This window comes from Bacillus sp. AK128, from assembly GCF_053903075.1.
The window spans coordinates 773389-797328 of the sequence record NZ_CP096379.1 but is presented as its reverse complement, the minus strand read 5'-3'; the positions used below and the strand labels follow the sequence as shown (position 1 = coordinate 797328).

Below are 23940 nucleotides of genomic sequence, written 5' to 3'. Positions count from 1 at the left end.
TTACGTGTTTTTTCTATATCATAACATATCTGCATATCTTTCATTCAATGAAAGGTTTAAAAGAGTCAATCCTCAAAATTCAGTTGACCTCCGTACCCTCTTCAAGAATGGCCTTTTGAATATTTACTTCTTTTTCCTTCGTTCCTGGCTCACCTAAAACACCACAATTTCTCCAAAGTTCTTCTTTTGCCTGTTGCCACGGAAGCTCTGGTGCAATAAGTTCCATAAAAGTTTTGACCTCATCGTCACTTAATCTTCTTCTAGTATTGATATCTCGAACATCCCCGATGTTCCAAAGTGATGTTGGTCAAGCAGGATGAATAATGGATACTCCATCATCTAATAAGTAGATCCCGTATTCGCGATTTTCTTTAATAATTTTCATATTAATTCCCCCATTCTTAAATCTAGGATTCGACAATGATCCTTAATTTCCTTTCTCCTCTTCCGCTTTCTTTTCTTCTGCTTTTCCTGCTTTTTCCTTGTTCTTCATTTGCTCTTCTAAACTGATGACTCCACAAGCAATCCGCTTTCCTGCATCACCTGCCGGCTGACTCATCCCATCGTCTGCCCCTTCATGGATAATTAGTGAAGTTCCCTCTTTGATAAATAAGGTTGTTTTTCCTTCCTTTAACGTCACACCATTTGCCATGAATTCAGTTGTAACGCTTCCGTCTGGCTCAGCAATGATGTTCGGTAAATCGCCAGCATGAGCACCATCTGGATTTAATAACCCATGATCCTTATCCTCCGGGTTATAGTGCCCCCCTGCTGATTCAAAGTTTGGTCCTTCACATTCACCTTTTTCATGGAAATGAATGGCATGGGGGCCAGGTTCAAGGCCAGTAAGAGCTAAGGTAACTTGTAAGCCGCCTGCCTTTTCCGTCAGTGTTGCCGTTCCATGGCTATCACCATCAGGATTTTTCAGTTCTATATCAATCTTAGTTGGTCGAGTCTCCGCACATCCAACTAGAAAAATAATAATACTTATGAACAAAAACCACTTTTTCATCCTTTTACCCCCAAAAGTCTCTTTTTTCGTAGCTTGTCCATATAGCAATTCATTTAAACTTAAAAGAGGGACTCGAAACCATGAAAAAACCCAGGCATTAAGAATCGCCTGGGTTTTCCTCTTTCCACTTTCTCATTCTTTCCTCTGCATCTTTTTCCTTTTGAAGCTCTTTTTTAGAAACCTTAATAATTAACCTCATGACTATTACAGCCATAATTAGAAAAATTAGAAAAGAGATGGCAGCTGGTATATATTCAGATTTATCCTCTGGAAAATATAAAAACAATCCTACAATCCAAGTCACCGTGCACACTCCTCAACCATTTACTTTTGCCTATTCTAGTACATTTATTTTTTCAATTACCACTGGTTCAGTTGGTTTACTTTGACCATCAACCTCTACAGCTGCGATAGCATCCACAACGTCTAAACCATTTACAACCTGTCCAAATACAGTATGTTTATTATCTAACCATGGAGTTCCGCCATTTTCTTCATATGCCTTGATGATTTCTTCAGGGAATTTTGCTTCCTCCATTTGCTTTAGAAGTTCATCCTCTATGCTTGTTTTCTGAACGATGAAAAATTGACTTCCATTTGTATTCGGCCCAGAGTTCGCCATAGAAAGAGCTCCTCTTAGATGCATCACATCTTCAGAGAACTCATCCTCAAATGCTGTTCCGTAAATACTTTCACCACCCGTACCCGTACCTTGTGGGTCTCCACCTTGAATCATAAATTCATTCATGATTCGATGAAAGGTTAAGCCATCATAATATCCATCCTTACTATGAGTAATGAAGTTTTCAACAGCCTTTGGTGCAACATCGGGATATAATTCAATCGTAATTGTTCCCATCGATGTAACCATTTCAACCTTTGGACATCCGTTATCTTCTTGTAGCTGACGCAGTCCTTCCCCAGCTATTGCAGTACATTCTAAATTAGTAACGCTTCCTTGTTCTGTTGTTTCACCCTGTTGTTCTGTTGTTTCACCTTGTTGTTCTGTTGTTTCCCCTTGTTCTTCAGTTCCACATGCAGCTAAAAAAAGCATACTAATTATTACAAACAAAAACTTCTTCATTCTACACTCAACCTCCTATTAATCATAACAACATTTTAATCTAAGCTTGTCCAATATGATAGTATTAAGACAGAGAAACCATTATAGAAATGAGGAGAATTTATGAACGAACAGCTTAAAATAGGGGATGTTGTAAGAGCCCCATATAAAACAGGTGTATATATTGGTGAAATAACAAATGTTAGACCTGAACATTATTTAGTTAGAGTTCAAGCCGTGATCAAGCATCCAACGCAAGGAGATCTTCATAATCCCAAGCAGGTTAATGTTGATTTGTTCCATGAAAGACGTGCCTTAGCTGAGAGAGAACAAACTAATATCCCAAGAGCCATGGTGAAAAAATATGAAGGAGAAATCCCACCATATAAGGAATCACTTAAAGAAGCATTGGACGGCTATATGGCAGAGCTCAAAGAGGACGAAAGCGAATGGGCGTTGCTTTCATTAGAAAAGTTGACTCAACTAGAAAAAGAATATTTCTAATCTTATTTACCTCCCCAATGGGAGGTTTTTTTATACCCAGTTCCCTTGAAAAAACATACTTTATACTATAGTATTTAGGGAGACGAAATATTAGACAGAAGGTGAACAAAATTCAAACTAAGAAAAAGAACTTGATCATTATGTGGATTGCAAATTTTTTTGTAGCCGCAAGTGCAACGATGGTTCTTCCTTTTCTCTCTCTTTATATTGGAACGTTTGGTGAGTTTTCAGAGGACTATGTTCAACGGTGGTCTGGGTTTGTATTTAGTATAACTTTTTTATCAGCCTTATTCTTTTCTCCATTATGGGGAAGGGTGAGCGATAAGCATGGCTACAAGCGAATTTTAATGATTACCGGATTTGGAATTTCAATTAGTATCTTTTTTATGGGATTTGTAGAATCTGTGCAACAATTATTTATCCTCAGGTTAATAATGGGAGTTGTAACCGGGTTTATCCCTACTTCTATTGCATTCATTTCCTCGCAAACTTCTAAAGAAGTAGCTGGTAAAACCTTGGCAACACTCCAAACAGGAACCGTTTCCGGAGGCCTTCTTGGACCCCTATTAGGTGGTTTAATTGTGGACCTTGTTGGTTTTCAATATACATTTATTTTGACTTCTTTCTTTATTTTTGGAGCTGCGTTATTAGTTACATTCGGCGTAAAAGAAGTAGAAAAAATTAAACCGAAGAATACGAAAATATATTCACGTAAAGAGGTATTTCTACAAATTGTTCAATCACCGTTATTATTTATGACCATGATTGTTTCTTTGATCATTCAAGTTGCTAACTTCAGCATTCAACCTGTTCTTGCTCTTTACGTAAATCAGTTAAATAATGGTACGAACATTGCTTTATTAGCTGGTCTTGCCTTTTCAATCACGGGTCTAGGAAATTTACTCGCAACAAGACGGTGGGGGCAGCTTGGAGATAAAATCGGATATGAAAAGGTCCTACTAATTCTATTGATCTTTGCTGCCATTTTCTTTATACCACAAGCCTTTGTTACGTCAATGTGGCAGTTAGTGGTACTACGCTTTTTCTTTGGAATAGCGCTTGGTGGAATGATTCCGTGTATGACTGCTTATATTCGAGAGCTTTCTCACTCATCTGTGCAGGGAGAAGTATTAGGCTATAATGTAAGCTTTCGTTTTCTTGGAAACGTAATTGGTCCATCACTTGGAGGTATTTTATCCGGAGTATTTGGAATTGCTAGTGTCTTTATTATTACAGGCTCACTATTTTTAGTTGCTGCATTTATCTTATGGTTTATGTTAAGACGTGTAGATGCGGCACAAGAGGGCTCATTATCTGCTTGATTTCAAACTAAGAAAGGTCCATCTTAGGACCTTTTTAGTTTTTCAATTTGATTACTGCAACTGTACACCTTGAAACGCTAATAAGCCTTTCTTGTTCGTCTACGATTTTTATATCCCAAACCATCGTTGATCTTCCCTGATGAAGAATCGTTCCATGAGCAGTTACCACTCCATCACTTTTGGATTTGATATGATTCGCATTAATCTCTAAACCTACACAGCCCTCTGTTTGTTGATCAACCAAATGATATGAACCCACACTTGCAACAGTTTCCGCAAGAGCAACAGAAGCACCTCCATGCAAAACCCCAAAAGGCTGATGTGTACGTTCATCAACTGGCATTGTAGCCGTTACTTTTCCCTCTTCTAGTAATGTTATCTCAATACCTAATGAATCAAGTAGCGTTTTCCGATCAGTCATTTTCTGAAATCTCCTTCCAAATGCTGTATGTATAGTTCTTTCTACAGAGAGGATTTGGAATCCTGCTAATAAGTTAAATAACACTTGGATTAAAAATTTTTCCAACCATATCACGAACAAGCTTTGGATATGATAATAAACGAATTCCAAACACTCAAGGAGGGCTTACAATGGACATTCGTGAAGGGTTAATACCAACTGTTTTAGGTACGGCTGTAACAGCAACTGGTTATGCATTAAAACAGACTCACAAAGTAAGTCCGATGGTGTCGAATACTATCTTCGGTTTCGGCTTAGCCCATGTTGTACTAGGCGCGATTGATTTAGTTGAACACCGCCGTTAGGAATTCCACTCAAAAAGCGAGCTGTCATAATGATAGCTCGCTTTTTATCTATGGCTATTTTCGTATAGATTGTTGCTTTGCGTAAAAATCCCAAAAGCCTGATTTTTACCTTAGTATCAAGATCTCTCTATACATAAAGAGAGTTGCTCTTTTCTAATCTATATTCAATTTGCTTATAAAACTGGTTGTTTAGCCAACCTAAATGTCACGAGAGCAACAAAGTTTTAGAAAAGAGCCTTATCTGTTTTTCATCCATACTTCCATTTGTTCAACCGTCAAGGGCTTCGTATAAAAATACCCCTGTCCATAATCACAATGATGTTCCTTTAGATATCCAACATGCTCAATACTCTCGACACCCTCTGCGACGATTGCCATATTTAGATTTTTTGCTAGGTCAATCATCGTTTTTAAAATTGGATCCATCTTTGTTCCAATATCATTAACAAATGTTTTATCAATTTTTATTTTATCTAAGGTTAAATTTCTTAGAACACTCAAAGATGAATAGCCTGTACCGAAATCATCGATGGCAATTTGAACTCCAAGGTCCTTTAATCTATTGATAATAGTGATAGATTTACTAGTGTTCTGCATAACCGATTCCGTTATTTCTAAGATCAAATAGCTTGGATCTAAACCAGCCTGGTTTAATACATGCTCTACCGTGTCCACGAAGTTTTCCTCTTGGAACTGCCTAATTGACACATTAATGGAAATTTGCACATCATGACCTAGCTCATGCCATTGTTTTGTTTGCAAACAAGCTGTTGACATCACCCATTCTCCGATTGATACAATTAATCCTGTCTCTTCTGCTAACGGGATAAAATCTAACGGGGACACGAGTCCTTGTGTTGGATTTTCCCACCTAATGAGAGCCTCTAGAGCAACAACATCATCGGTTTTCATGTCAATAATGGGCTGATAGTGTAAACGGAACTCATGATTCATTAACGCTTTCCTTAATGCAATTTCCATGGAGATCGTTTTACTTGCTTGATTACTTTGATTAGCTTCAAAGAATCGATATCGGTTTTTACCATTTCGTTTTGCTTCATACATGGATAGATCAGCGTTTCTAACTAAGGTTTCACCATCTATACCATCCTCTGGATAGATGCTGATTCCTATACTAGGAGTTGTGAAAAATTCCTTTCCCTCGAGTACAAACGGGTGGGAGAAATCCTCAATAATCTTCCTCGCTATTTCTTCTACCTGTTTCCGACTGGTTTCTTCAACCAATATGATAAATTCATCTCCACCCTGTCTGGCAACGATTCCATTTGCAGAAAGAATTCCCTCTAACCGGCTAGCCGTTTCCTTTAATAGTAAATCACCATAATGATGTCCTAACGTATCATTAATCAACTTAAATCGATCTAAATCAATAAAAAGGATGGCAAGATTCAACTCAGTACCATGATATAAACCAAGCTGTTGGTTTAACCTCTCATTGAGGTGATACCGATTTGGTAAACCAGTTAAGGAATCGTGGTAGGCCATGAAGTGCATTTTCTCTTCTGCCATCTTACTTTCCGTTACATCTACCTTTACTCCTTGAAAACCAACAACCTTGTCATTTTTATCTTTAGTAGCAATAACACGGTCATTGATCCATCTGAGTTGTCCATCTCCAGGCCGAATGATCCGATATGTGTTTGAGGTTGCATGACCTTGATTAAGAGTATTTAGATGCCTAAAGGCTGTATCAACATCCTCAGGATGAATAACCTCCCACCAAAGGTTTGAATTCTCTTGAAACGCTTCAGGAGGAACTCCAAATATCTTTTCAGAGTTGGCAGAGTAAATGGTATCTCCTGAAAGGAAGTTATGTGTCCACACAATCATTTCAACTGACTCAATTATTTGCTGAATCTGCTGTTGTTTTTGAGTTAATTCAAACTGGAGATTCTTATAATCCGTCACATCAGTAAGAAAACCATATGTTCTTATCACTTGATTATTTTCATCTTTTATAGGTATTGCACGGTCTCTAATCCAGCGAGTTGTCTGATCGGGGAGGATAATTCGGTATTCAAAATCGGTTGCTTCTCCCTCGAGTAATTTTTGTTCAATTAAATTAATCACAGCTTGATCATCTTGATAAAAAAGTCGTTTCCATAAGGTAGGATCCTTTTCAAACTCGACTGATGCTCGCTTATATAAGGATTCTATTCCCTTGGAGACCTTTAGTTCTCCCGTTTGAATATCCCTAAACCAAAAGGTTGAAAATTCATTATTAATCATACTAGTTACATTTGTTTCTTCCTGATTAATCCATCTATCATGTTTGTTTGAACTAAATTCCACAAAGCCACTTCCTTAAATAGATAAACTAACAAAGCACACACTTTTCGACAAAATTCTACTTTATGATATCACTATTTTGTTTATTTTTACATAGAAAAAAGAGACCTATACGTCCCTTTGTTTCTACCCCTCTTACTCGTATTCAGACTTTAATAAGGAGTATACAATCGTGTCATGAAATTGTTCCCCATCAAAATCAGTTTGTCTTAGTTGCCCGTCCTTTTTGAAGCCATACTTAAGGAGCAGTTTCTGTGACCCTTGATTACCCGCAAAAATATCACCCACAATTCGGTTTAACCCTAATGTATGAAAGCCAAAATCCAGCATATCCTTTAAAATTTCACTCATAACTCCTTTATGCTGGTAATCCTTCCTTATCACGACACCCATTTCAGTCTTCTGATGCCACATATGTAGTTTATGAAAACGAAACATTCCAATCAACTCATTCTCACTTTTATGAATAATGACCCAAGGAATTTCTTTTTGCAAAGAAAAATCTCGCAAGCTTTTATTTATACTTTCTTCCACTTCGGCAATTGTTTGAACCGGACGTGGAGTTATAAATTTCATCGTATCTTTATTTGATAAAAACGGTAGTAATAGAGGAGCATCCTCAAGTGAAATACCTCTCAAAACATAATTCTCTGTTTCAATAATGGGTGGTTTCGTCATCCACCCATTTTCTTCAATAATTTGACTCATGCTTATTCCCCCTTATATTATAGTTTATCATTCCCTACCAGTATTTATTGTAAGGGACGACCTTCGTCTTCTTTTTTTACATATATGTCATATTGTGTATTATCTCTATTCCCTAATAAATCTCGATGTCGCTGAGTTCCCAATGGAGTCTTTGTCTTATATCGAATCCCAGACTGCTGTAGCCTTGAAACCAATTTAAAATAATTCTCATAGCCAAACGTAGTGGAATATAACACCCATTTTCTATTTAGATACATACTTAAACAAGCATAAAGTAAAAGCACAGATGCTATAACACAAATGGTTACAATCATCTTAGCCACCATCCTTTCCTATTATATTTATACGAATATCCGGAAGCAAGGTTTCGTTACCACTAAAAAAAGACCGCCATTTTGACGGTCCATTACTTATAAGCCACTAAACATCAGCTTGTCATCTTGAAGGTATTTATTTAAAAATTCAATGACTCTTTCCTCATATTTTTCCTTTTGATGCTTATAGTTTCGGATATGCCCACCTTTTTTGGTAATCCAGATTTCAGCATTAGGAGCATTACTAAAAATGAGTTCACTCTGTTTATAGGAAATCGCCCCATCTTTTGTGCTATGAATCAGCATTAACCCTTTAGTTTCATAGAGTCTAGCTGCCATATAAGGTTTAATACCGGATATATTCAAATCAATGAAAATATTTTCAGCAATATTGACCATATAATCCCCTACCTGGCTAGGTAGCCCTGTCCAATAGGTGAAGCTTTGCTTTGTGTACGTTTCTAAATCAGCAAATGGACTATCGGCAATAACCGCTTTAATGTCATCAGATTCGCTTCCTACAATAATTGAAGTGGACGCTCCCATTGACCAACCAAGTAATCCGATTTCATGAATGTTTTTGTCATTTTTCACATAGTGAATTGCGGATAATAGATCTGTTTTTTCCTTTAAACCAATCGTCGTAAAGCGCCCACTTGACTCACCACTGTTTCGAAAATCGTACATAAATACATGAAAGCCTTCTGTTGAAAGTCTTTTTGCTAACTTGAGAGTTTCAATAGGCATTCTTTCGCGATTATCCCCATAGCTATGGGAAAATATGACTGCCTTATGGGTGATATAATCCTTTCTAGAGCTCGGAATCCACCATCCCTTTAACTCCACTCCATCATATATATTTGAAAAGGTAACATCCTCATATTCCATCTCATATGCGGTAGGTAAATTTAAAATTGCTAATTTAATTGGGCTCATCACTTTATAACCAACATAAACAGAGGCGCCAGTAATGGCAATGATAAAAAATAAGAGTAATAAAATTGAATTTAACAGTAGATGTTTAAACTGCTGAGGCTTAATAACAAGTAAGACTCTCATTGATGATCACCGCTTTTTAATATAGTACTTCTATCATAATTTATTTTTACTTCAAATGGTGTGTGAAAAAAAAGGAAATAAAGTTCCATCTTTTATCCTATGTAAAGGGGGTTGTCTACTTTTACCAAAATTAGGTAAATAATACACAGTAATATTAAAGAAGCCATGAATATCATATTTTTAGCCTCAATATTGGCCGGCTTACGCGCTCATCATTTTACCTGTAGCTGGAATCGCCCTTGCCAGTTTAAAGTCTATTATTGTATTAATCGGAGTCATTGTTGTTCTAGTATTTTCTTTTGTTATTATTTTCAAAGGTTTTAAAGCATTGTTGCAAAAGTAGATCTTTCATCTGGGGAATGAAGGACTTTCTACTGGCTTTCACTGCTTGTTTTGTCCTTCATCACCAGGATGAAGGACTTTCTCCAGGCTTCCACTACTTGTTTTGTCCTTCATTAACGGGATGAAGGACTTTCTACTGGCCTTCACTGCCTGTTTTGTCCTTCATCACCAGGATGAAGGACTTTCTACTGGCCTTCACTGCCTGTTTTGTCCTTCATCACCAGGATGAAGGACTTTCTACTGGCTTTGACTGCTTGTTTTGTCCTTCATCAACAGGATGAAGGACTTTCTCAAGGTACTCACTACTCTTTTGGTCCTTCATCAACCGGATGAAGGACTTTCTCAAGGTTTTCACAGCTCTTTTGTCCTTCATCAACCGGATGAAGGACTTTCTCAAGGTACTCACTACTCTTTTGGTCCTTCATCAACGGGACGAAGGACTTTCTACTGGCTTCCACTACTTGTTTTGTCCTTCATCACTAAGGATATTCTCTAAATCCTCTAAATGTTAGTCCCAAGTAAATCTTTGCTCCTTCCAAGGATCCCCATACATGTGATAACCGTTCTTTTCCCAAAAACCTGGTTGGTCGTCCTTCGTTAGTTCAATTCCTCTAACCCATTTAGCACTCTTCCAGAAATATAGATGGGGGATGACAACTCGAAGTGGATAGCCATGCTCAGGCGTTAACGGTTTTCCATTATGACTATGAGCGAGCATGCTTGTCTCACGAATGAAATCCTCAAGAGGTAAATTGGTACTCCAGCCTTCCTCCGCATGAATGATGGCATATTTAGCTTCTGGCAGAATCCCCGATTTTTCAAGAAGAAGCTTGGTTGAGATGCCTTCCCACTCATTGTCAAGCTTTGACCAGCCTGTTACACAATGGATATCATTCAATTCCTTTATGGCTGTAAATTCTTTAAGTTCATGAAACGTATAGGTTGCAGGCTGTTTAACAAGACCATCAATTTTCAAATTCCAGTCTGACAAATCCTCTTTATAATAAGGGACATTTCCATTATGTAAAACGGGAAATGTAGTCGTTACATTTTGATTAGGAGGTACTCTTGAAGCATCATTTTTAGGTTTGGGCTTACCAAAGTACATAGAATTCTCCTTCCTAGCGTTTTTACAAAGTATTATACACGTTCTATTAGCGTAGCAACACCTAAGCCTCCACCAATTCCCAATGTAGCAAGACCCCGCTTTTTCTGAAGGCTAGTTAGTTCCGCACATAACCTTGTGATTAAGATTGCTCCAGAGGCACCATATGGGTGTCCAAGAGCGATCGCACCTCCACCCATATTCACAATTTCCTCTTTAATTTGTAGCTCCCGAAGTGAAGCAAGCACCTGTGAGGCAAATGCTTCATTGAACTCTACTAAATCGATGTCTTCAATCGAGAGTTTATTTCGGCTTAACAGCTTTTTAACAGCTGGGACTGGTCCGATTCCTAGTAAATTCGGATCAACTCCGGCACTTGTTGAATCAATGAATTGAGCAATGGGGGAAATTCCTAGCTCATTACATTTTTCCTCTGACATTAACAGTACAACAGCTGCACCGTCGTTAATTGGGCAGGCATTTCCCGCTGTTACCGTTCCATCTCTTTTAAAAACGGGTCTTAACCTTGCCAATCTTTCAGGACTTGTTCTTTCACGCGGGCATTCATCTTCACTGATTCCATTGATTGTCACTATTTCTTGTTTAAACCTTTCAGAAAGCTTTGATTCAACGGCCTTCTTATGGCTTTTATCTGCATAGATGTCTTGGTCTTCTCTTGAGATTCCAAATACTTCAGCTACATTTTCAGCGGCAATTCCCATATCAGGGTCCCCTATATCTTCTGGTGCAAATCTAGCTCTAGAGTAAATTCGCGGTGATTCCACTGAGTAAATAGAGGTCGGTTTTTCGATTTTCCAAGGGGCTAAGCTTGTGCTTTCTACTCCACCAGCTAGGTAGACATGGCCTGCACCTGCTTGTATGTGCCTAGCTGCGATATTAATGGCTTCTAACCCTGAACCACATTGACGGTCAATCGTTACACCTGGCACTTCATGTGGAAAACCTGCTGTTAATGCTGCCAATCTTGCCAGATTCCCACCTGGTCCTATTGTATTTCCTAAGATTACTTCATCAATTTCCATTGGAGGTAACTGAACTTCTTCTACGATCTGTTTTAATACCGCTGCAGCCATCCGCTCTGGTGATATATTCTTTAACACCCCACCAACTTTTCCGATTGGCGTTCGCTTTGCGGAAACGATCATCACTTTCCTCATTTTTTCACCCTCACTTACCTCATAGTCGCTAACAGTTCATTCCTATCTACCTTACCACTTGATGTAAGAGGAATCGTCTTTACAGGATAAAATACCTTTGGATATTTATAAGCAGGTAGTTCTTTTAAACAGTGCTCCTTTAGAAATTGATCATCAAGCCTCTGTTCATCCCTCCACTTTATAAACGCAACCACCCGCTCTCCCCAATACTCATCCTCTTTGCCAGTCACTACTACTTCATCTATTAATTCAAGCTTCTTTAAGTGTAATTCAATTTCTTCAGGGTAAATATTTAATCCCCCGCTAATGATCATGTTCTTTTCCCTACCGACAAGGGTAATAAATCCCTCTTCGTCGATATAAGCAAGATCTCCAACCGTTATTTCTTCTAGCTGAGTTTTATTTTGGAGATCATGAAGATAGCCTGAAAAAATCATAGAACTTCTAATGTATAAAAGTCCTACCTCATTTGGTTGCTTGATGTTACCTTCTTTATCTTTAATTAACACCTCAACACCTGGGAAAGCCCTTCCTACAGACTGAGGCTTTGTAAGATTTTGATTTTCATCAAGGTACGAGATAAAGCTCGTTTCAGATGCACCGTAATACTCATAGCGTTCACTTTTTGGAAATAGACTCTTAATTTTATTCTTGGAAGCCGTGTTCCACTTCGCACCAGATGAGAGAATTTTTTTCAAAGAAAGGATTGGGCTATTAATATCTTCATTTATAACAGCCTGTAGCATCGTAGGTACGACAAACAAGACAGACACCTCATTGGTCACTAACGATTCAAGTAACTCTTTACTTTCAAATTTCTCAGTTAAAACAAAAGTGGCACCTATATGAAGCGAATATGTAGCTGCAAACAATGTTAAAGAATGGCAAAGAGGTCCAGGTGCACTAAAAATATCCTCATCTGTTAACTTAAAAGCCTGATCACATCCGTCAAAGCTTTCTGTCCATGAATAGTGATGCCTCTGAAATCCTTTCGGTGTTCCAGTAGATCCAGATGTAAAGCCAATATAAAATATGTCAAGGGGACGAGCGATAGCTTCAATGGCTGTAGTAACTGGTGAACGAAGCATTTCTTCATAAACTTCTGCTGTTACGATTAATTCTGGCTTACTGGTCTTTAAAACATTTTCTAGATTGATAGCGGTCCACTTAGGATCAATGGGAATACACTTGTACCCAAGAAGAATAGCTGCATAATAAACCTCCAAGAAGGCTGGTTCATTCCCAAGCTTTAAGGCAATCCGCACATCGTTTTGTTCGCCGTACAGCCTTTTTAAGTAATTTTGAATTGACTCTATATGATTAATAAATTCGATATATGTAATAGTTCTATTTTTGTAAATAATGGCCGCCTTATTTGGTTGTGAATGTTTATATGTCAAAAGCTCTTGCCCAATAGTCATCCTACCCTACTCCCTTACGTTTCTTTCCTTAGGCTCTTTTCTAAAACTTTGTTGATTTCGTAACATTTAGTTTCGGTGTATAGCCAGTATTATTCCTTTATTTTAAGCTGTTAACGAAAAAAAGTCTGCCTTAATGGCAGACAGCTTACGCAACTTTCGGATGATTCTTCGTTTTTGTTTCAATGATAGGGTATGACTTTTTCAATCTTATTGCAATGACACTAGCCACTACAACCTTTACTAAATCACCTGGTATGAATGCAAGATTACCAGTTGCCACAGTGATCCAAGGCGTATCCGTTAAGAATGATAGATATGTAATTCCACCTAAATAAACAACAATAATTCCACCCACAATATTAAATAGAATCATACTTGGAAGGTTGACACGATTCCAATACTTTTCCACTAGAAAACCAATTACAAACGCTGCGATCGGCCAGCTCATAATATACCCACCACTGCTACCAACTAAAATACCAATTCCACCACGGAATCCTGCTAATATTGGTGCACCTGCAGCAACAAGTAGAACAAAGATTAATAGACTTAATCCCCCACGCTTTGCTCCTAAAACGGCACCTGCTAACATTACACCAAAAGTTTGTCCGGTTATAGGCACTGGGATAAATGGAACCGGAATGGGTGGAATTAATCCAAGTGCAGCCACTACAGCAGTAAACATTGCTATGTACATCATATCCTTTAGCTTCATACAAAGGCCTCCCTGTATTGTTTCTACTCTGAATATAGTAAAATTCTTTTTATATGTCAACTTGTTTTTAATTTTGGTTAACATATAGTTTTTTAACTATTATATTCGAGTTATTGGAGAAATTACTTATTTTGGAGGCATTTTCTCTATAGAAAGTATAGATTGTATACCTTTATTCTGATTCTAGCTATATACAACCCTTTAGAATATTGCATTAGTTAAGCTCTTAATTCCCGGTTTGGTTCGATATCGGCGAGATGTGTAATCTTATCGGCGCTTTGCTCAAACATATCGGCAACTTTCAAATTATATCGGCGAGTTCTAAACATTTATCGGCCACTTTTATCATAATATCGGCATTTGCCACCCTATCAACCAGCACTCTCCTCAGGATTAATCCAAAAAACAAGGACTGAAGAGAAAAACTCCCCAGCCCTACATAATCATTTATATAATTCCCCCAGAGCTGGTCTGAAGGCTATCCCATTCAAATAAGTAAATTTTCCGCGGCCTTCCCCTCACCCCAGGCTGCTCTTCTCCAACTTCCTTTACTAATCTCAATGTATGTAATTCTCTTAATATTCTTCGTGCACTTCGATCGGTAACTTGTAGCCAAGAGGCAAGCTCTTGAGCTGTTACTTCTTTCTTTTTATTGTGCTGCGATAGGGCATAAACTTTTGAAATCATACTTAGACTAATGGTGGTATCCGCTTTCAATTCCATCATTCTTTTTTCGATAAACTCACTTAAGTGTCGAGTAGAAAATCGGATACTTTTATCAGTAGATAGGGGACCGACAACTGTTCCGTCCTGTTGCACTTTCATAATACATGGCTCTTTTTTTTCATGAGCATATTGAAGAGCCTTTCGGGCATTGAGTTCTGCCTCATTAACAGTATAGCCATGTCCAAGCCCAATTTGAATATGGTAATCCGTCATGTTTAGGATCATAGAAGAGAGATTTTGCAGTTCTTGACTATGCTCTAAATCCTCCAATTTTCCCCAGGTAACAAAGATAAAGTAAAGCCCATCCCCAATTCGTACAAACGAGCCCCTTGCTCTCTCGGTAAAATCCACTAGATATTGTTCTAGCTTCTGTTCCTTTCGCCTTATATCAAAGGTTTGCTTTCTTCGTAAGGTAAGCCAATCCGTACTATCAATTTCTACCGCAATGACACTAACCTGCGAACGCTGATAGGCATTTGATTTAGCTTTATTTATGATGTTAGGAAAAATGCGTTTGATTACATTTTTAGTAGGAGAAACACGATAAACTGGGATTCTTTCCTCAAGCAGTCTCTCATATACATGACTGATACAAGTCAAACATAACTGCACCTTCCCTGTAACATAAAGACTACGATGAAATTGATAGATTTCTTCATTGTCTTTAAAACCTTCATATGGAAGTGTGAATAAATCTACCTGTAAACCGGCATCACTGAATGCTTCTTCTACATCTTCATGGTCGAGTGTGTCAAAACTCATACTTTCCCAATGCACCTTATTTTCTAAGATGATTTTTATCAAGCTACGATAAAGACTAGATCCGGCAAGTGGAGGATAAAAAGAATCCCCACTATCCACAAGTTGGTGTAACAGGGCATAGCTGTACGGTGCCTGCCCGGAGAAAAACCAAAAATCAATTTCATACTTCTCATAATCAGGGATTAATTGATCTAACTCGTGAATGACTTCATATTCAATTGGTATAAACTCAAAAGCTTCTGAAAAGTATTTCTCTCCAACTGCCTTGATTCTATTAGTTGAATCTTTTGGACCAATAATCCCTAATATGAGTTTCATACATCATTCATCCTATCTATATATTCAATCTGTATTTTTAAAGTTACGATAATCTTTGAATTGTTTTAGCTAATAGAAGGGTTCTCTCAACAAATGTATCGATATCAAGATACTCTTGATCACTATGAGCATTTCCTCCCACAGGTCCTAGTCCATCAATGGTGACGACTCCCATAGCCGCAATATAATTACCATCCGATCCTCCGCCTGTTTTGGTGGCTTTTACATCTACCCCTATTTCTTTTCCTACTTCTCTAATTATTTTTAATAACTGTTTACTCTCCTCGTTAGGAACCATTGGTGGTCTTGTTATTTCTCCACTTAATTCGATGGTTGTGCCCTCAACATCCGGAGTAGAGCATATTTCTTTAATGGCTTTCGTAACTTGTTTTGCTTGTTCCATAGTCACAACTCTCACATCAATATGCCCTTGGGCAACAGGAGCCACGGTATTAACAGAGGTTCCCCCTTCAACCAGCCCAACATTTACAGTTAGCCCTTCCTCATAATTATTTAAAGCATGCAGCTTCACAATTTTATGAGCTAGCTCTTCATTTGCACTTCTTCCCTTTTGTGGTTCAACTCCTGAGTGGGCACCCTTCCCTTTAATTAGCATACTAAAGCGCCCACCACCTTTTCGTTGAGAAACGACTGAACCGTCTGCTCTTCCTGGTTCAACAATCAGAGCATATTTTTTTCCTTTCGCTACCTCTTGAATCAGTTCTTTTGAAGAATCAGATCCTATTTCTTCGTCCCCATTAAGAACGATATGAACATTCTTATAAGAGTCATCACCACTGTCAATAAGTGCCTTTATCGCATAAAGGACAGCGACTTGACTTGCCTTCATGTCAATTACCCCAGGTCCATAGGCTTTCTTTTCGTCCCTTGAAAAAGGTCTGCTTGCTGCTGTCCCATCAGGAAAAACGGTGTCCATATGAGCAACGATAATGATGTCTGCTTGTTTGGATTCAGGATGTCTAATCGTGATGTTATTCCCAAACTCCTCTTGTTGGTGAACATCCACCTGAAGTCCTAAAGCTTCGTATTCTTTTTTTAGTATTTTCCCAACTTGATCGATTCCTGCTTTTACATAAGAACCACTATCAATATTAACCAGTGTTTCAAGTAGCTCCAGCATTTCAGATTCTTTTTGTTTTAAAAATATGTCCATATTTCCCTATCTCCTCTATCTATCATTGCTAAAAAACTAGCAACTTCTGTCTCGGCATTAAGGTTATTTTACCTTATTCTATTTTACCTAATAGTTTTAACTTACATCCCAATCTAATTATCATAACAAAAATCGACTATATTTGCTTATCAATCAGTTAAGTGGATAATGGCACGCTACAAAATGACCATCTTCTCTTGCGGCAAGTTTCGGTTCCTCTGTCGCACATTTCTCTGTGGCATAGGTACATCTTGTATGAAAACGACAGCCTGATGGTGGGTTTGCAGGGCTTGGCATATCGCCTTCTAGTAAAATATGCTTTTTCATATCTCTTAGTGTCGGATCTGGTATTGGTACGGCAGCCAATAACCCTTCTGTATATGGGTGCATGGGTTTGGTAAAAAGCTGTTCCTTTGTAGCAATTTCAACCACTTTCCCGAGGTACATAACCGCAATACGATCACTAATATGCTTAACAGCAGGTAATCCATGAGCAATAAAGATGAAGGTTAAGTTAAACTCCTTTTGTAACTTGCTTAATAGATTCAAAATTTGAGATTGAATCGAAACATCTAAAGCAGAAACTGGTTCATCACAAATAATTAGCTTCGGTTTTAAAGCCAAGGCACGGGCAATTCCAATACGTTGCCGCTGTCCTCCACTAAATTCATGAGGAAATCTTTTTGCATAGCTTTGGTCTAAACCAACTACCTTCATCAATTCATAGACTTGAGCATCCAACTCTTTTCCCTTGGCTATTTTATGGGTTCGTAACGGCTCTGCTATAATATCAAATACTCTCATCCTTGGATTTAATGAAGAAAAAGGGTCTTGGAATATCATTTGGATATCCTTTCTTTTCCTTCTAAGCTCCTCAGCTGACAAATGACTAATATCAACACCATCAAAGATAATTTGCCCTTCTGTGGGTTCAAGTAGACGCATAATGACATTTCCGGTTGTAGATTTCCCACAGCCAGATTCACCGACTATTCCCAGGGTTTCTCCAGCTTTCACCTTAAAATCTATCCCATCGACTGCACGTAAATATTGCTTTTTCTTGCTAAACCAACCTTCGGAGAGATCGAAGTATTTTTTTAAACCAATTATTTCTAAGAGATATTCATCCTCATGATTTTGTTCTTCAACAATCACTTGATTCATGCTCATTATACGGCCACCTCCTCTTCCTTATATAACCAGCAACGAACTTGATGGCCTCCATTTAAATCGGATAGCTTTGGCTCATCTGTGATACATTGTTCCATTGCAAATGGACATCTAGGATGGAACTTACAGCCTCTTGGCATCTCTGCCGGGGTTGGAACGGCTCCTTCAATACTTTCCAATTCTTCTTTTAGTTCATGTATCTTAGGTGTACTCTTTAATAGTCCTTGTGTATAAGGATGCTTAGCTTCTCTGAAAAGAGTAAAAACATCGGTCTGTTCAACGACCTGCCCTGCATACATGACAATCACGCGGTCGACCATTTCAGCCACTACACCTAGATCATGAGTAATCAGCATGATTGCCGTCTCATTGTCTCTAGATAGTTCCTTCATAAGATGTAGAATCTGCGCCTGAATCGTTACATCTAAAGCAGTTGTAGGCTCATCGGCAATAAGCAACTTTGGATTACAAGAAAGTGCCATCGCAATCATTACACGCTGTCTCATCCCACCACTCAATGAGTGAGGATAGCTTGAATAAACTTTCTCCGCTCGTGGAATCCCTACTTTTTTAAGAAGCTCAATCGTCTTTTGTTTTGCCTCTTCTTTACTAGCATTTTGATGCAGGATGATTGCTTCAGCTACTTGACTTCCCACTGTAAAGACAGGATTTAGTGAAGTTAAGGGCTCCTGAAAAATCATCGCAATTTCATTACCCCTAATCTTTCTCATCTCTTTTTTAGATACCTTGGTTAAATCCTTTCCTTCGAATAACACTTTCCCTCCAACGATTTTACCTGGGGAGCCAACTAAGCCCATTACAGAAAGGGAGGTTACACTTTTCCCACATCCTGACTCACCAACAATCGCTACTGTTTCTCCCTTTTTTAACTGAAATGATACATCATCAACAGATGGAACAATGCCACTTTCGGTATAAAAGTAAGTTTTTAATTGTTGTATATCTAATAAAGCTTGTTCATTTGACATAATTATACCTCCTTTTAGCGACGTGCTTGAGAGCGAGGATCGAGTACATCACGTAGCCAATCTCCTAAAAATATAATACCTAGAACAGTAATGGTAATAGCTACTCCAGGGAATGTTGCGACCCACCAGCTAGTTGCTAAATAATTTCGGCCTGCACTTAGCATACCTCCCCATGAAACTGTCGGAGGCTGAATACCTAATCCAAGAAAACTTAAGGATGCTTCTAAAATTATCGTTGTAGCAACACTTAATGTTGAAATTACAATAAAGGAAGAAAACACATTAGGTAAAATATGCTGATACATAATTTTGGTATTTCGGACCCCTATGGAGTAGGAGGCTTTAACAAATTCTCGTTCCTTAATACTTAATACTTCTCCACGAATTACTCTCGCATAAGTAACCCAGTTTGTTGCCCCAATGACTAAAATTAACGTAAGTAAACTTGGACCAAATACCCCGATGACAACAAGAATGAATAAAATATTAGGGATTGCTAAGAAAGAGTCTACGATTCTCATTAATACATTGTCTAAAAAACCACCGTAATAGCCGGCTACAATCCCGACAATGATTCCAATAATTCCCGCAACAACTACTGCACATATTCCAACTAGTAAGGAAATTTGTGAACCGTAAATAATTCTGCTTAATAAATCTCTCCCTAGATTATCTGTTCCAAGAATAAACTCTTCTTTTCCACCTTCCATCCAAACAGGTGGTTTTAGCATATCTGCTGGGTTCATCTGGGCTGGATCATGGGGGGCAATGTATGGAGCAAATATTGAAATAATTGCCATTGATAACACGATTAACATACCTAAGGTTCCAGTTTTACTTCTTAACAGGAGTCTCAGCCAACGCATACCAGTACTTGCCCTCTTATCAACGATAACTGGTTTTACTAGACTACTAGGTTCAGGTATGGGTGACTGACCATTTGGTTGTATATTAGATGACATTTAACTTCCTCCCTTCTAGTTGTACTTGATCCTAGGATCTAATAATCGGTAAATAATATCGGCTAGTAAATTCATCGCAATAACCATAAAGGCAATCACGAATACGGAAGCCTGAACAATTGCCATATCTCTAGAGTTAACTGCCTGAACTAACAATTGACCTAATCCTGGCCAAGCAAATACCGTTTCTGTAATTAGAGCACCACCCACTAATGTAGAAGCTTGGAGTGCCGTTATTGTCACGAATGGAATTAATGAATTTCTAAATGCATGTTTATAAATAACCCGGCTATCCTTAACACCTTTACTCTTGGCAGTTCTGACGTAATCCTGATGTAAAATCTCGATCATACTGGATCTAATTAGTCGCGTCATTTCTGCAGCAATTCCTGTCCCAAGCGTGATTGCTGGTAGGACTAAATGTGCAAAAGTTCCCCTCCCTGAAACAGGGAATATTTGATAATTTACAGCAAGTAATAAAATGAGCATGATTCCTAGCCAAAAGTTTGGCATGGCTTTCCCTAAAACTGCTCCACCCGTTGCGAATAGATCAAAGAATGAATTTTGTTTTGTGGCAGACCAAATCCCTAATGGAATCGCTATAATCACCGCAACAAGCATCGAAGCAATCGTTAGTTCCAAGGTAGCTGGTAGCCTTTCTAAAACTATTGGTAGCGCTTCTTGACCGTATTTAAATGATTCACCAAAATTGCCCTGAAACATATTAAACAAATATGTTCCGTATTGGACTAAGAACGGGTCATCTAAATTTAATGCCTCACGTAAGGCTTGTTTATCTTCTTCTGTTGCATCCTCCGGTAACATTAAAGCCACTGGATCACCGGCCAAATGAACTAGCGAAAATACAACAAAAGAAATAATAAATAGAACAGGAATTATCTGTAATAATCGTCTAATCAAAAATTTCTTCATTTTCTCACTCCTGTCTTACCATCCACATTGAACGATAAAGTCTTTAAAATACAAAAAGGACTAAGGAGACATGTCTCCTTAGCCCCCTGTTGATTACTTTTTAGTGATGTGTGGAACAAATAACATCTCGTCAACTCGTGGAGTAAAGTTTAACCCACTGCTTACTCCGTAGTTACTCTTTTCAATGTAAAGATGAATATGTGGTCTTTCTTCCGCAACAATTTCTTGAATTTTTTGGTATTGCTTTTCACGTTCTTCAGCATTCATGTTTGTTCTTGCTGCTAAAATGAGTTCATCTACTTCAGCATTCTTGTAATCAATTTCTCCCGCTGCACGTGTTGAGTTATATAGGTCAACAGCTAAGTCAGCATCAAATAGCGAGTTACCAAATCCAATCATGTACATCTCTTTATTTGTTTTAGCCGTACGCATTTCAACAAAATTACTCCACTCCATGAACTCAAGACTTGCTTTAATTCCTACTTCAGCAAGCATTCCTGTAATTAATTCAGCAACTTCACGATCTTGTAAATATCTCCCGTGTGGAGAATGGAATGTCATTTCAAATCCATTTGGATATCCAGCTTCAGCTAATAATTCTTTAGCTTTTTCAACATCGTATACATACGTATCAAACAGATCTTCATTTGCACCAACGTTACCTGGAGTAACACGTGTACGCGTAGGGACTCCCGCTCCACCAAGGACAAAATCAGTTAACGCCTTATCATCAATAGCTAAATCAATCGCTTCACGTACACGAGCATCAGCAGTTGGTAACCCTTCCGTTTGACGGACAACAAGCATAATTGTACGGTTTGAATCAGAAGAAATAACTGTTGTTCCCTCGTTATTATTAACGCGATCCCATTCATTCGGAGCAACGTTTGTTGCGATATCTACTCCACCTGTCAGTAACTCAGCGACACGAGTTGAAGATTCAGGAATGACTCGGAATACAAGCTGCTCCCACTCATCTACTTTACCTTCAAAATAGTTTTCATATGGTTCAAATACAATGCGATCGTCACGTACCCATTCAACAAATTTATATGGACCCGTTCCAATCGGATTTTCTAGGAAATGATCCCAGCCATTTTCGTCAATATATTTCTTCGGAAGAATCCCAGATCCTAAACGCGCTAATCGATTGATTAATGCAGGCTGTGGTCCATCTGTAATTATTTCAAAATTCAACTCATCTACTACTTTAACCTCTAAAATTTGCTTGTAATTTGGATGCTCTTTTAAAGAACTATCCTTTGCTACACGCTCTAAAGTAAACTTAACATCCTCGGAAGTTAATACATCACCATTGTGGAAAGCAACGCCTTCTTTTAATTTAAATGCCCACGTTGTGTCATTAACTAATTCATAAGATTCAACTAAATCAGGCTGAATAACTTGTTGGGCATCACGCTTGAAAAGATAGTTGAAAACGTTAATATGAATGGCTTCAGTTGACGTATTGTTGTGGTTGTGGATATCAAATGAAACCATATCCGTTCCCATTGCAATGGTTAAAACTCCATCTTGTTCTACCGTTGCTGTTTCTTCACCATCATTTGTTTCAGTTCCTGCTTCTTCAGGATCAGAAGTAGTCTCTTCATTCCCACCACCTGTACAACCGACTAAAAACAAGGCGCTTATTGACATAATCAATAGGCATAAATACAGAAAACGTTTCATGATTAAAAACCCCCTCAAAATTTATAAATATATGAGTAAGAAGTAAACCACTCCTTAATATTTTGAAAGGTTTTCCCTTTTTAGATATGAAGGTTTGATTTACATTCTAACTTCCCAAATAGGATTCTAACTTTCTAGCATTCTTGTTCAAGCTTTTTTAACGCATTCAAAGCAAATTGGGAGAGCATAGCTGTCCCTAGAGGTAAAGCTGACTCATCAATATCAAACAGAGGATGATGAAGTGGATAGGCGGTATTCTTTTGTTCATTCCTGATTCCTAACCTAAAGAAAATACCTGGAACCTCTTGAACATAGTAAGAAAAATCTTCTCCACCCATGGATGGTCTTGCTAAAGAAAGACTTCCTTCACCTAATATTTGAGTGGCTGTTTCCGTTAATAACGGAACTAGCTTTTCATCATTTATGACAGATGGATAACCATATTGATAATCAAGTTCATAAGTTGCACCAAACGCTTCACAAACACCAAGTACAACCTTTCTAATTCTAGCTTCAATCGTTTCTCGTACAGATGGTTCTAATGTTCGAACCGTCCCTTCCAAACGTATACTCGGGGCAATGACGTTTCTCGCATATCCTCCCTCTATCTTTCCAATCGTCAAAACGATAGGTGATAACGGGTCGATCTGACGACTCGTGATATGTTGTAATGCTGTAATTACTTGAGCGGTTACAGTTACAGAATCAACCGATAGATGAGGGTGGGCTGCATGACCCCCTTTACCATAAATCGTTAAATTAAACATATCTGTTCCTGCTGTACTTAAGCCTGGGCATACTGTTACATAGCCTGTTTCGGCAGTATGATGAACATGAAGTCCAGCGATTAAGTCAACATCAGGATTTTTCAACACACCATCCTTGATCATGGCATCAGCACCACCTAAACCTTCTTCGGCCGGTTGAAAAATAAATTTAATTTGACCTTTTTCTGGTGGATGTTGTGATAACACTTTTGCTGCTCCAAGTAGCATGGTGGTATGAGCATCATGTCCACATAAATGGGCTTTACCAGGTACTTTAGAAGCGTAGTTTACTTGCTTCTCATCCTGAATAGGTAAGGCATCCATATCTGCTCGTAAACCAACTGTCGGACCAGGAGATAGACCGTATAATACTGCCACCACCCCCGTTTTACCTATCTGTGTTTGAACACTATATCCCATCTCTTCAAGCTTTTCTTGTACAAACTTAGCAGTAGCAAACTCTTCAAATCCTAGCTCTGGAAATTGATGAAGTGTTCGTCTCCACTCTATTAATTCACCTGCTAGCTGGTTTGAATAGTGGAGAAGTTCTCTTTCATTCACCTGTTTAGTTAACTCTTCCATAAGTAAGTTTCCCCCTGTCACCCATGCTTTTTCTGAGAAAAATTAAAACG

At 38.3% G+C, this 23940-nt stretch carries 25 protein-coding genes; 3 read left to right on the top strand and 22 right to left on the bottom strand.

Going from position 1 to position 23940, the window contains the following annotated elements; all coding sequences use genetic code 11:
• Positions 1-79: 79 nt before the first annotated feature.
• The 4 genes from M1D60_RS03625 to M1D60_RS03610 form a co-directional block, all read right to left on the bottom strand.
• The gene (locus tag M1D60_RS03625) at positions 80-226 is read right to left on the bottom strand and encodes a hypothetical protein (RefSeq protein WP_456277855.1); all 147 of its coding nucleotides are present in this window, start codon (positions 224-226) and stop codon (positions 80-82) included.
• Positions 227-427: 201 nt separating this feature from the next.
• Positions 428-1012 carry a superoxide dismutase family protein gene (locus tag M1D60_RS03620; protein ID WP_456277854.1) on the bottom strand — a complete coding sequence of 195 codons (585 nt, stop codon included), beginning with the start codon at positions 1010-1012 and terminating at the stop codon, positions 428-430.
• A gap of 97 nt (positions 1013-1109) precedes the next feature.
• Positions 1110-1316 (bottom strand): hypothetical protein, encoded by a 207-nt coding sequence (locus M1D60_RS03615; protein WP_456277853.1) that lies wholly within the window; start codon positions 1314-1316, stop codon positions 1110-1112.
• 30 nt (positions 1317-1346) lie between these two features.
• Positions 1347-2096, bottom strand: coding sequence for a peptidylprolyl isomerase (locus tag M1D60_RS03610; RefSeq protein ID WP_456277852.1), 750 nt, complete (start codon positions 2094-2096; stop codon positions 1347-1349).
• Positions 2097-2198: 102 nt separating this feature from the next.
• On the opposite strand from M1D60_RS03610, the gene M1D60_RS03605 reads away from it, so the two are divergent.
• Together M1D60_RS03605 and M1D60_RS03600 are read left to right on the top strand one after the other, a co-directional pair.
• Positions 2199-2579 (top strand): kinase-associated lipoprotein B, encoded by a 381-nt coding sequence (locus M1D60_RS03605; protein ID WP_456277851.1) that lies wholly within the window; start codon positions 2199-2201, stop codon positions 2577-2579.
• A gap of 101 nt (positions 2580-2680) precedes the next feature.
• Complete coding sequence (locus tag M1D60_RS03600; protein WP_456277850.1) at positions 2681-3901, top strand: MFS transporter; 1221 nt, start codon at positions 2681-2683, stop codon at positions 3899-3901.
• Between the two features lie 34 nt (positions 3902-3935).
• On the opposite strand, the gene M1D60_RS03595 is transcribed toward M1D60_RS03600, so the two are convergent.
• On the bottom strand, positions 3936-4322 hold the full coding sequence (locus M1D60_RS03595; protein WP_456277849.1) for a hotdog fold thioesterase: 387 nt from the start codon (positions 4320-4322) through the stop codon (positions 3936-3938).
• A gap of 170 nt (positions 4323-4492) precedes the next feature.
• Here M1D60_RS03595 and M1D60_RS03590 point away from each other — a divergent pair, with 170 nt between their 5' ends.
• Positions 4493-4666 (top strand): asparagine synthase, encoded by a 174-nt coding sequence (locus tag M1D60_RS03590; RefSeq protein ID WP_456277848.1) that lies wholly within the window; start codon positions 4493-4495, stop codon positions 4664-4666.
• Between the two features lie 237 nt (positions 4667-4903).
• On the opposite strand, the gene M1D60_RS03585 is transcribed toward M1D60_RS03590, so the two are convergent.
• From M1D60_RS03585 to M1D60_RS03505, 17 genes are all read right to left on the bottom strand, one after another.
• Positions 4904-6979 carry a bifunctional diguanylate cyclase/phosphodiesterase gene (locus tag M1D60_RS03585; RefSeq protein ID WP_456277847.1) on the bottom strand — a complete coding sequence of 692 codons (2076 nt, stop codon included), beginning with the start codon at positions 6977-6979 and terminating at the stop codon, positions 4904-4906.
• Between the two features lie 132 nt (positions 6980-7111).
• Positions 7112-7684 carry a GNAT family N-acetyltransferase gene (locus M1D60_RS03580; protein WP_456277846.1) on the bottom strand — a complete coding sequence of 191 codons (573 nt, stop codon included), beginning with the start codon at positions 7682-7684 and terminating at the stop codon, positions 7112-7114.
• 44 nt (positions 7685-7728) lie between these two features.
• Entirely contained in the window at positions 7729-7998 is a 270-nt protein-coding gene (locus tag M1D60_RS03575) for a hypothetical protein (RefSeq protein WP_456277844.1), read from the bottom strand.
• A gap of 96 nt (positions 7999-8094) precedes the next feature.
• Positions 8095-9057, bottom strand: a complete 963-nt coding sequence (locus M1D60_RS03570) for an alpha/beta hydrolase (RefSeq protein WP_456277843.1) — start codon at positions 9055-9057, stop codon at positions 8095-8097.
• A gap of 644 nt (positions 9058-9701) precedes the next feature.
• Complete coding sequence (locus M1D60_RS03565) at positions 9702-9857, bottom strand: hypothetical protein (RefSeq protein ID WP_456277842.1); 156 nt, start codon at positions 9855-9857, stop codon at positions 9702-9704.
• Between the two features lie 50 nt (positions 9858-9907).
• A complete protein-coding gene (locus tag M1D60_RS03560; protein ID WP_456277841.1) occupies positions 9908-10507 on the bottom strand; it encodes a sulfite oxidase-like oxidoreductase in 600 nt (199 codons plus the stop codon).
• 32 nt (positions 10508-10539) lie between these two features.
• Entirely contained in the window at positions 10540-11682 is a 1143-nt protein-coding gene (locus M1D60_RS03555; protein ID WP_456277840.1) for a thiolase family protein, read from the bottom strand.
• 14 nt (positions 11683-11696) lie between these two features.
• Positions 11697-13103, bottom strand: a complete 1407-nt coding sequence (locus M1D60_RS03550; RefSeq protein WP_456277839.1) for an AMP-binding protein — start codon at positions 13101-13103, stop codon at positions 11697-11699.
• A gap of 145 nt (positions 13104-13248) precedes the next feature.
• Positions 13249-13818 (bottom strand): biotin transporter BioY, encoded by a 570-nt coding sequence (locus M1D60_RS03545; protein ID WP_456277838.1) that lies wholly within the window; start codon positions 13816-13818, stop codon positions 13249-13251.
• Positions 13819-14265: 447 nt separating this feature from the next.
• Positions 14266-15624: a hypothetical protein gene (locus M1D60_RS03540; protein ID WP_456277837.1), complete on the bottom strand. Its 1359-nt coding sequence runs from the start codon at positions 15622-15624 to the stop codon at positions 14266-14268.
• A 43-nt stretch (positions 15625-15667) separates the two neighbouring features.
• Complete coding sequence (locus tag M1D60_RS03535) at positions 15668-16798, bottom strand: M20 family metallopeptidase (RefSeq protein ID WP_456277836.1); 1131 nt, start codon at positions 16796-16798, stop codon at positions 15668-15670.
• A gap of 153 nt (positions 16799-16951) precedes the next feature.
• Positions 16952-17968 carry an ABC transporter ATP-binding protein gene (locus M1D60_RS03530; protein WP_456277835.1) on the bottom strand — a complete coding sequence of 339 codons (1017 nt, stop codon included), beginning with the start codon at positions 17966-17968 and terminating at the stop codon, positions 16952-16954.
• The gene (locus M1D60_RS03525; RefSeq protein WP_456277834.1) at positions 17968-18957 is read right to left on the bottom strand and encodes an ABC transporter ATP-binding protein; all 990 of its coding nucleotides are present in this window, start codon (positions 18955-18957) and stop codon (positions 17968-17970) included. The genes M1D60_RS03530 and M1D60_RS03525 overlap by 1 nt, the downstream gene beginning before the upstream one ends.
• Before the next feature lie 14 nt (positions 18958-18971).
• Complete coding sequence (locus tag M1D60_RS03520) at positions 18972-19919, bottom strand: ABC transporter permease (protein ID WP_456277833.1); 948 nt, start codon at positions 19917-19919, stop codon at positions 18972-18974.
• Positions 19920-19934: 15 nt separating this feature from the next.
• Complete coding sequence (locus M1D60_RS03515; protein ID WP_456277832.1) at positions 19935-20852, bottom strand: ABC transporter permease; 918 nt, start codon at positions 20850-20852, stop codon at positions 19935-19937.
• Positions 20853-20945: 93 nt separating this feature from the next.
• Positions 20946-22541 (bottom strand): ABC transporter substrate-binding protein, encoded by a 1596-nt coding sequence (locus M1D60_RS03510; RefSeq protein WP_456277831.1) that lies wholly within the window; start codon positions 22539-22541, stop codon positions 20946-20948.
• Between the two features lie 134 nt (positions 22542-22675).
• Positions 22676-23890: a M20 metallopeptidase family protein gene (locus tag M1D60_RS03505; RefSeq protein ID WP_456277830.1), complete on the bottom strand. Its 1215-nt coding sequence runs from the start codon at positions 23888-23890 to the stop codon at positions 22676-22678.
• Positions 23891-23940 lie beyond the last annotated feature (50 nt).

Excerpts from the sequence above, each read along its gene's own strand:
- M1D60_RS03625 (WP_456277855.1), bottom strand. The coding sequence starts at position 226 with ATGGAACTTATTGCACCAGAGCTTCCGTGGCAACAGGCAAAAGAAGAA.
- M1D60_RS03620 (WP_456277854.1), bottom strand. The coding sequence starts at position 1,012 with ATGAAAAAGTGGTTTTTGTTCATAAGTATTATTATTTTTCTAGTTGGA.
- M1D60_RS03610 (WP_456277852.1), bottom strand. The coding sequence starts at position 2,096 with ATGAAGAAGTTTTTGTTTGTAATAATTAGTATGCTTTTTTTAGCTGCA.
- M1D60_RS03605 (WP_456277851.1), top strand. The coding sequence starts at position 2,199 with ATGAACGAACAGCTTAAAATAGGGGATGTTGTAAGAGCCCCATATAAA.
- M1D60_RS03595 (WP_456277849.1), bottom strand. The coding sequence starts at position 4,322 with ATGACTGATCGGAAAACGCTACTTGATTCATTAGGTATTGAGATAACA.
- M1D60_RS03590 (WP_456277848.1), top strand. The coding sequence starts at position 4,493 with ATGGACATTCGTGAAGGGTTAATACCAACTGTTTTAGGTACGGCTGTA.
- M1D60_RS03580 (WP_456277846.1), bottom strand. The coding sequence starts at position 7,684 with ATGAGTCAAATTATTGAAGAAAATGGGTGGATGACGAAACCACCCATT.
- M1D60_RS03575 (WP_456277844.1), bottom strand. The coding sequence starts at position 7,998 with ATGATTGTAACCATTTGTGTTATAGCATCTGTGCTTTTACTTTATGCT.
- M1D60_RS03570 (WP_456277843.1), bottom strand. The coding sequence starts at position 9,057 with ATGAGAGTCTTACTTGTTATTAAGCCTCAGCAGTTTAAACATCTACTG.
- M1D60_RS03560 (WP_456277841.1), bottom strand. The coding sequence starts at position 10,507 with ATGTACTTTGGTAAGCCCAAACCTAAAAATGATGCTTCAAGAGTACCT.
- M1D60_RS03555 (WP_456277840.1), bottom strand. The coding sequence starts at position 11,682 with ATGAGGAAAGTGATGATCGTTTCCGCAAAGCGAACGCCAATCGGAAAA.
- M1D60_RS03550 (WP_456277839.1), bottom strand. The coding sequence starts at position 13,103 with ATGACTATTGGGCAAGAGCTTTTGACATATAAACATTCACAACCAAAT.
- M1D60_RS03545 (WP_456277838.1), bottom strand. The coding sequence starts at position 13,818 with ATGAAGCTAAAGGATATGATGTACATAGCAATGTTTACTGCTGTAGTG.
- M1D60_RS03540 (WP_456277837.1), bottom strand. The coding sequence starts at position 15,624 with ATGAAACTCATATTAGGGATTATTGGTCCAAAAGATTCAACTAATAGA.
- M1D60_RS03535 (WP_456277836.1), bottom strand. The coding sequence starts at position 16,798 with ATGGACATATTTTTAAAACAAAAAGAATCTGAAATGCTGGAGCTACTT.
- M1D60_RS03530 (WP_456277835.1), bottom strand. The coding sequence starts at position 17,968 with ATGAGCATGAATCAAGTGATTGTTGAAGAACAAAATCATGAGGATGAA.
- M1D60_RS03525 (WP_456277834.1), bottom strand. The coding sequence starts at position 18,957 with ATGTCAAATGAACAAGCTTTATTAGATATACAACAATTAAAAACTTAC.
- M1D60_RS03520 (WP_456277833.1), bottom strand. The coding sequence starts at position 19,919 with ATGTCATCTAATATACAACCAAATGGTCAGTCACCCATACCTGAACCT.
- M1D60_RS03515 (WP_456277832.1), bottom strand. The coding sequence starts at position 20,852 with ATGAAGAAATTTTTGATTAGACGATTATTACAGATAATTCCTGTTCTA.
- M1D60_RS03510 (WP_456277831.1), bottom strand. The coding sequence starts at position 22,541 with ATGAAACGTTTTCTGTATTTATGCCTATTGATTATGTCAATAAGCGCC.
- M1D60_RS03505 (WP_456277830.1), bottom strand. The coding sequence starts at position 23,890 with ATGGAAGAGTTAACTAAACAGGTGAATGAAAGAGAACTTCTCCACTAT.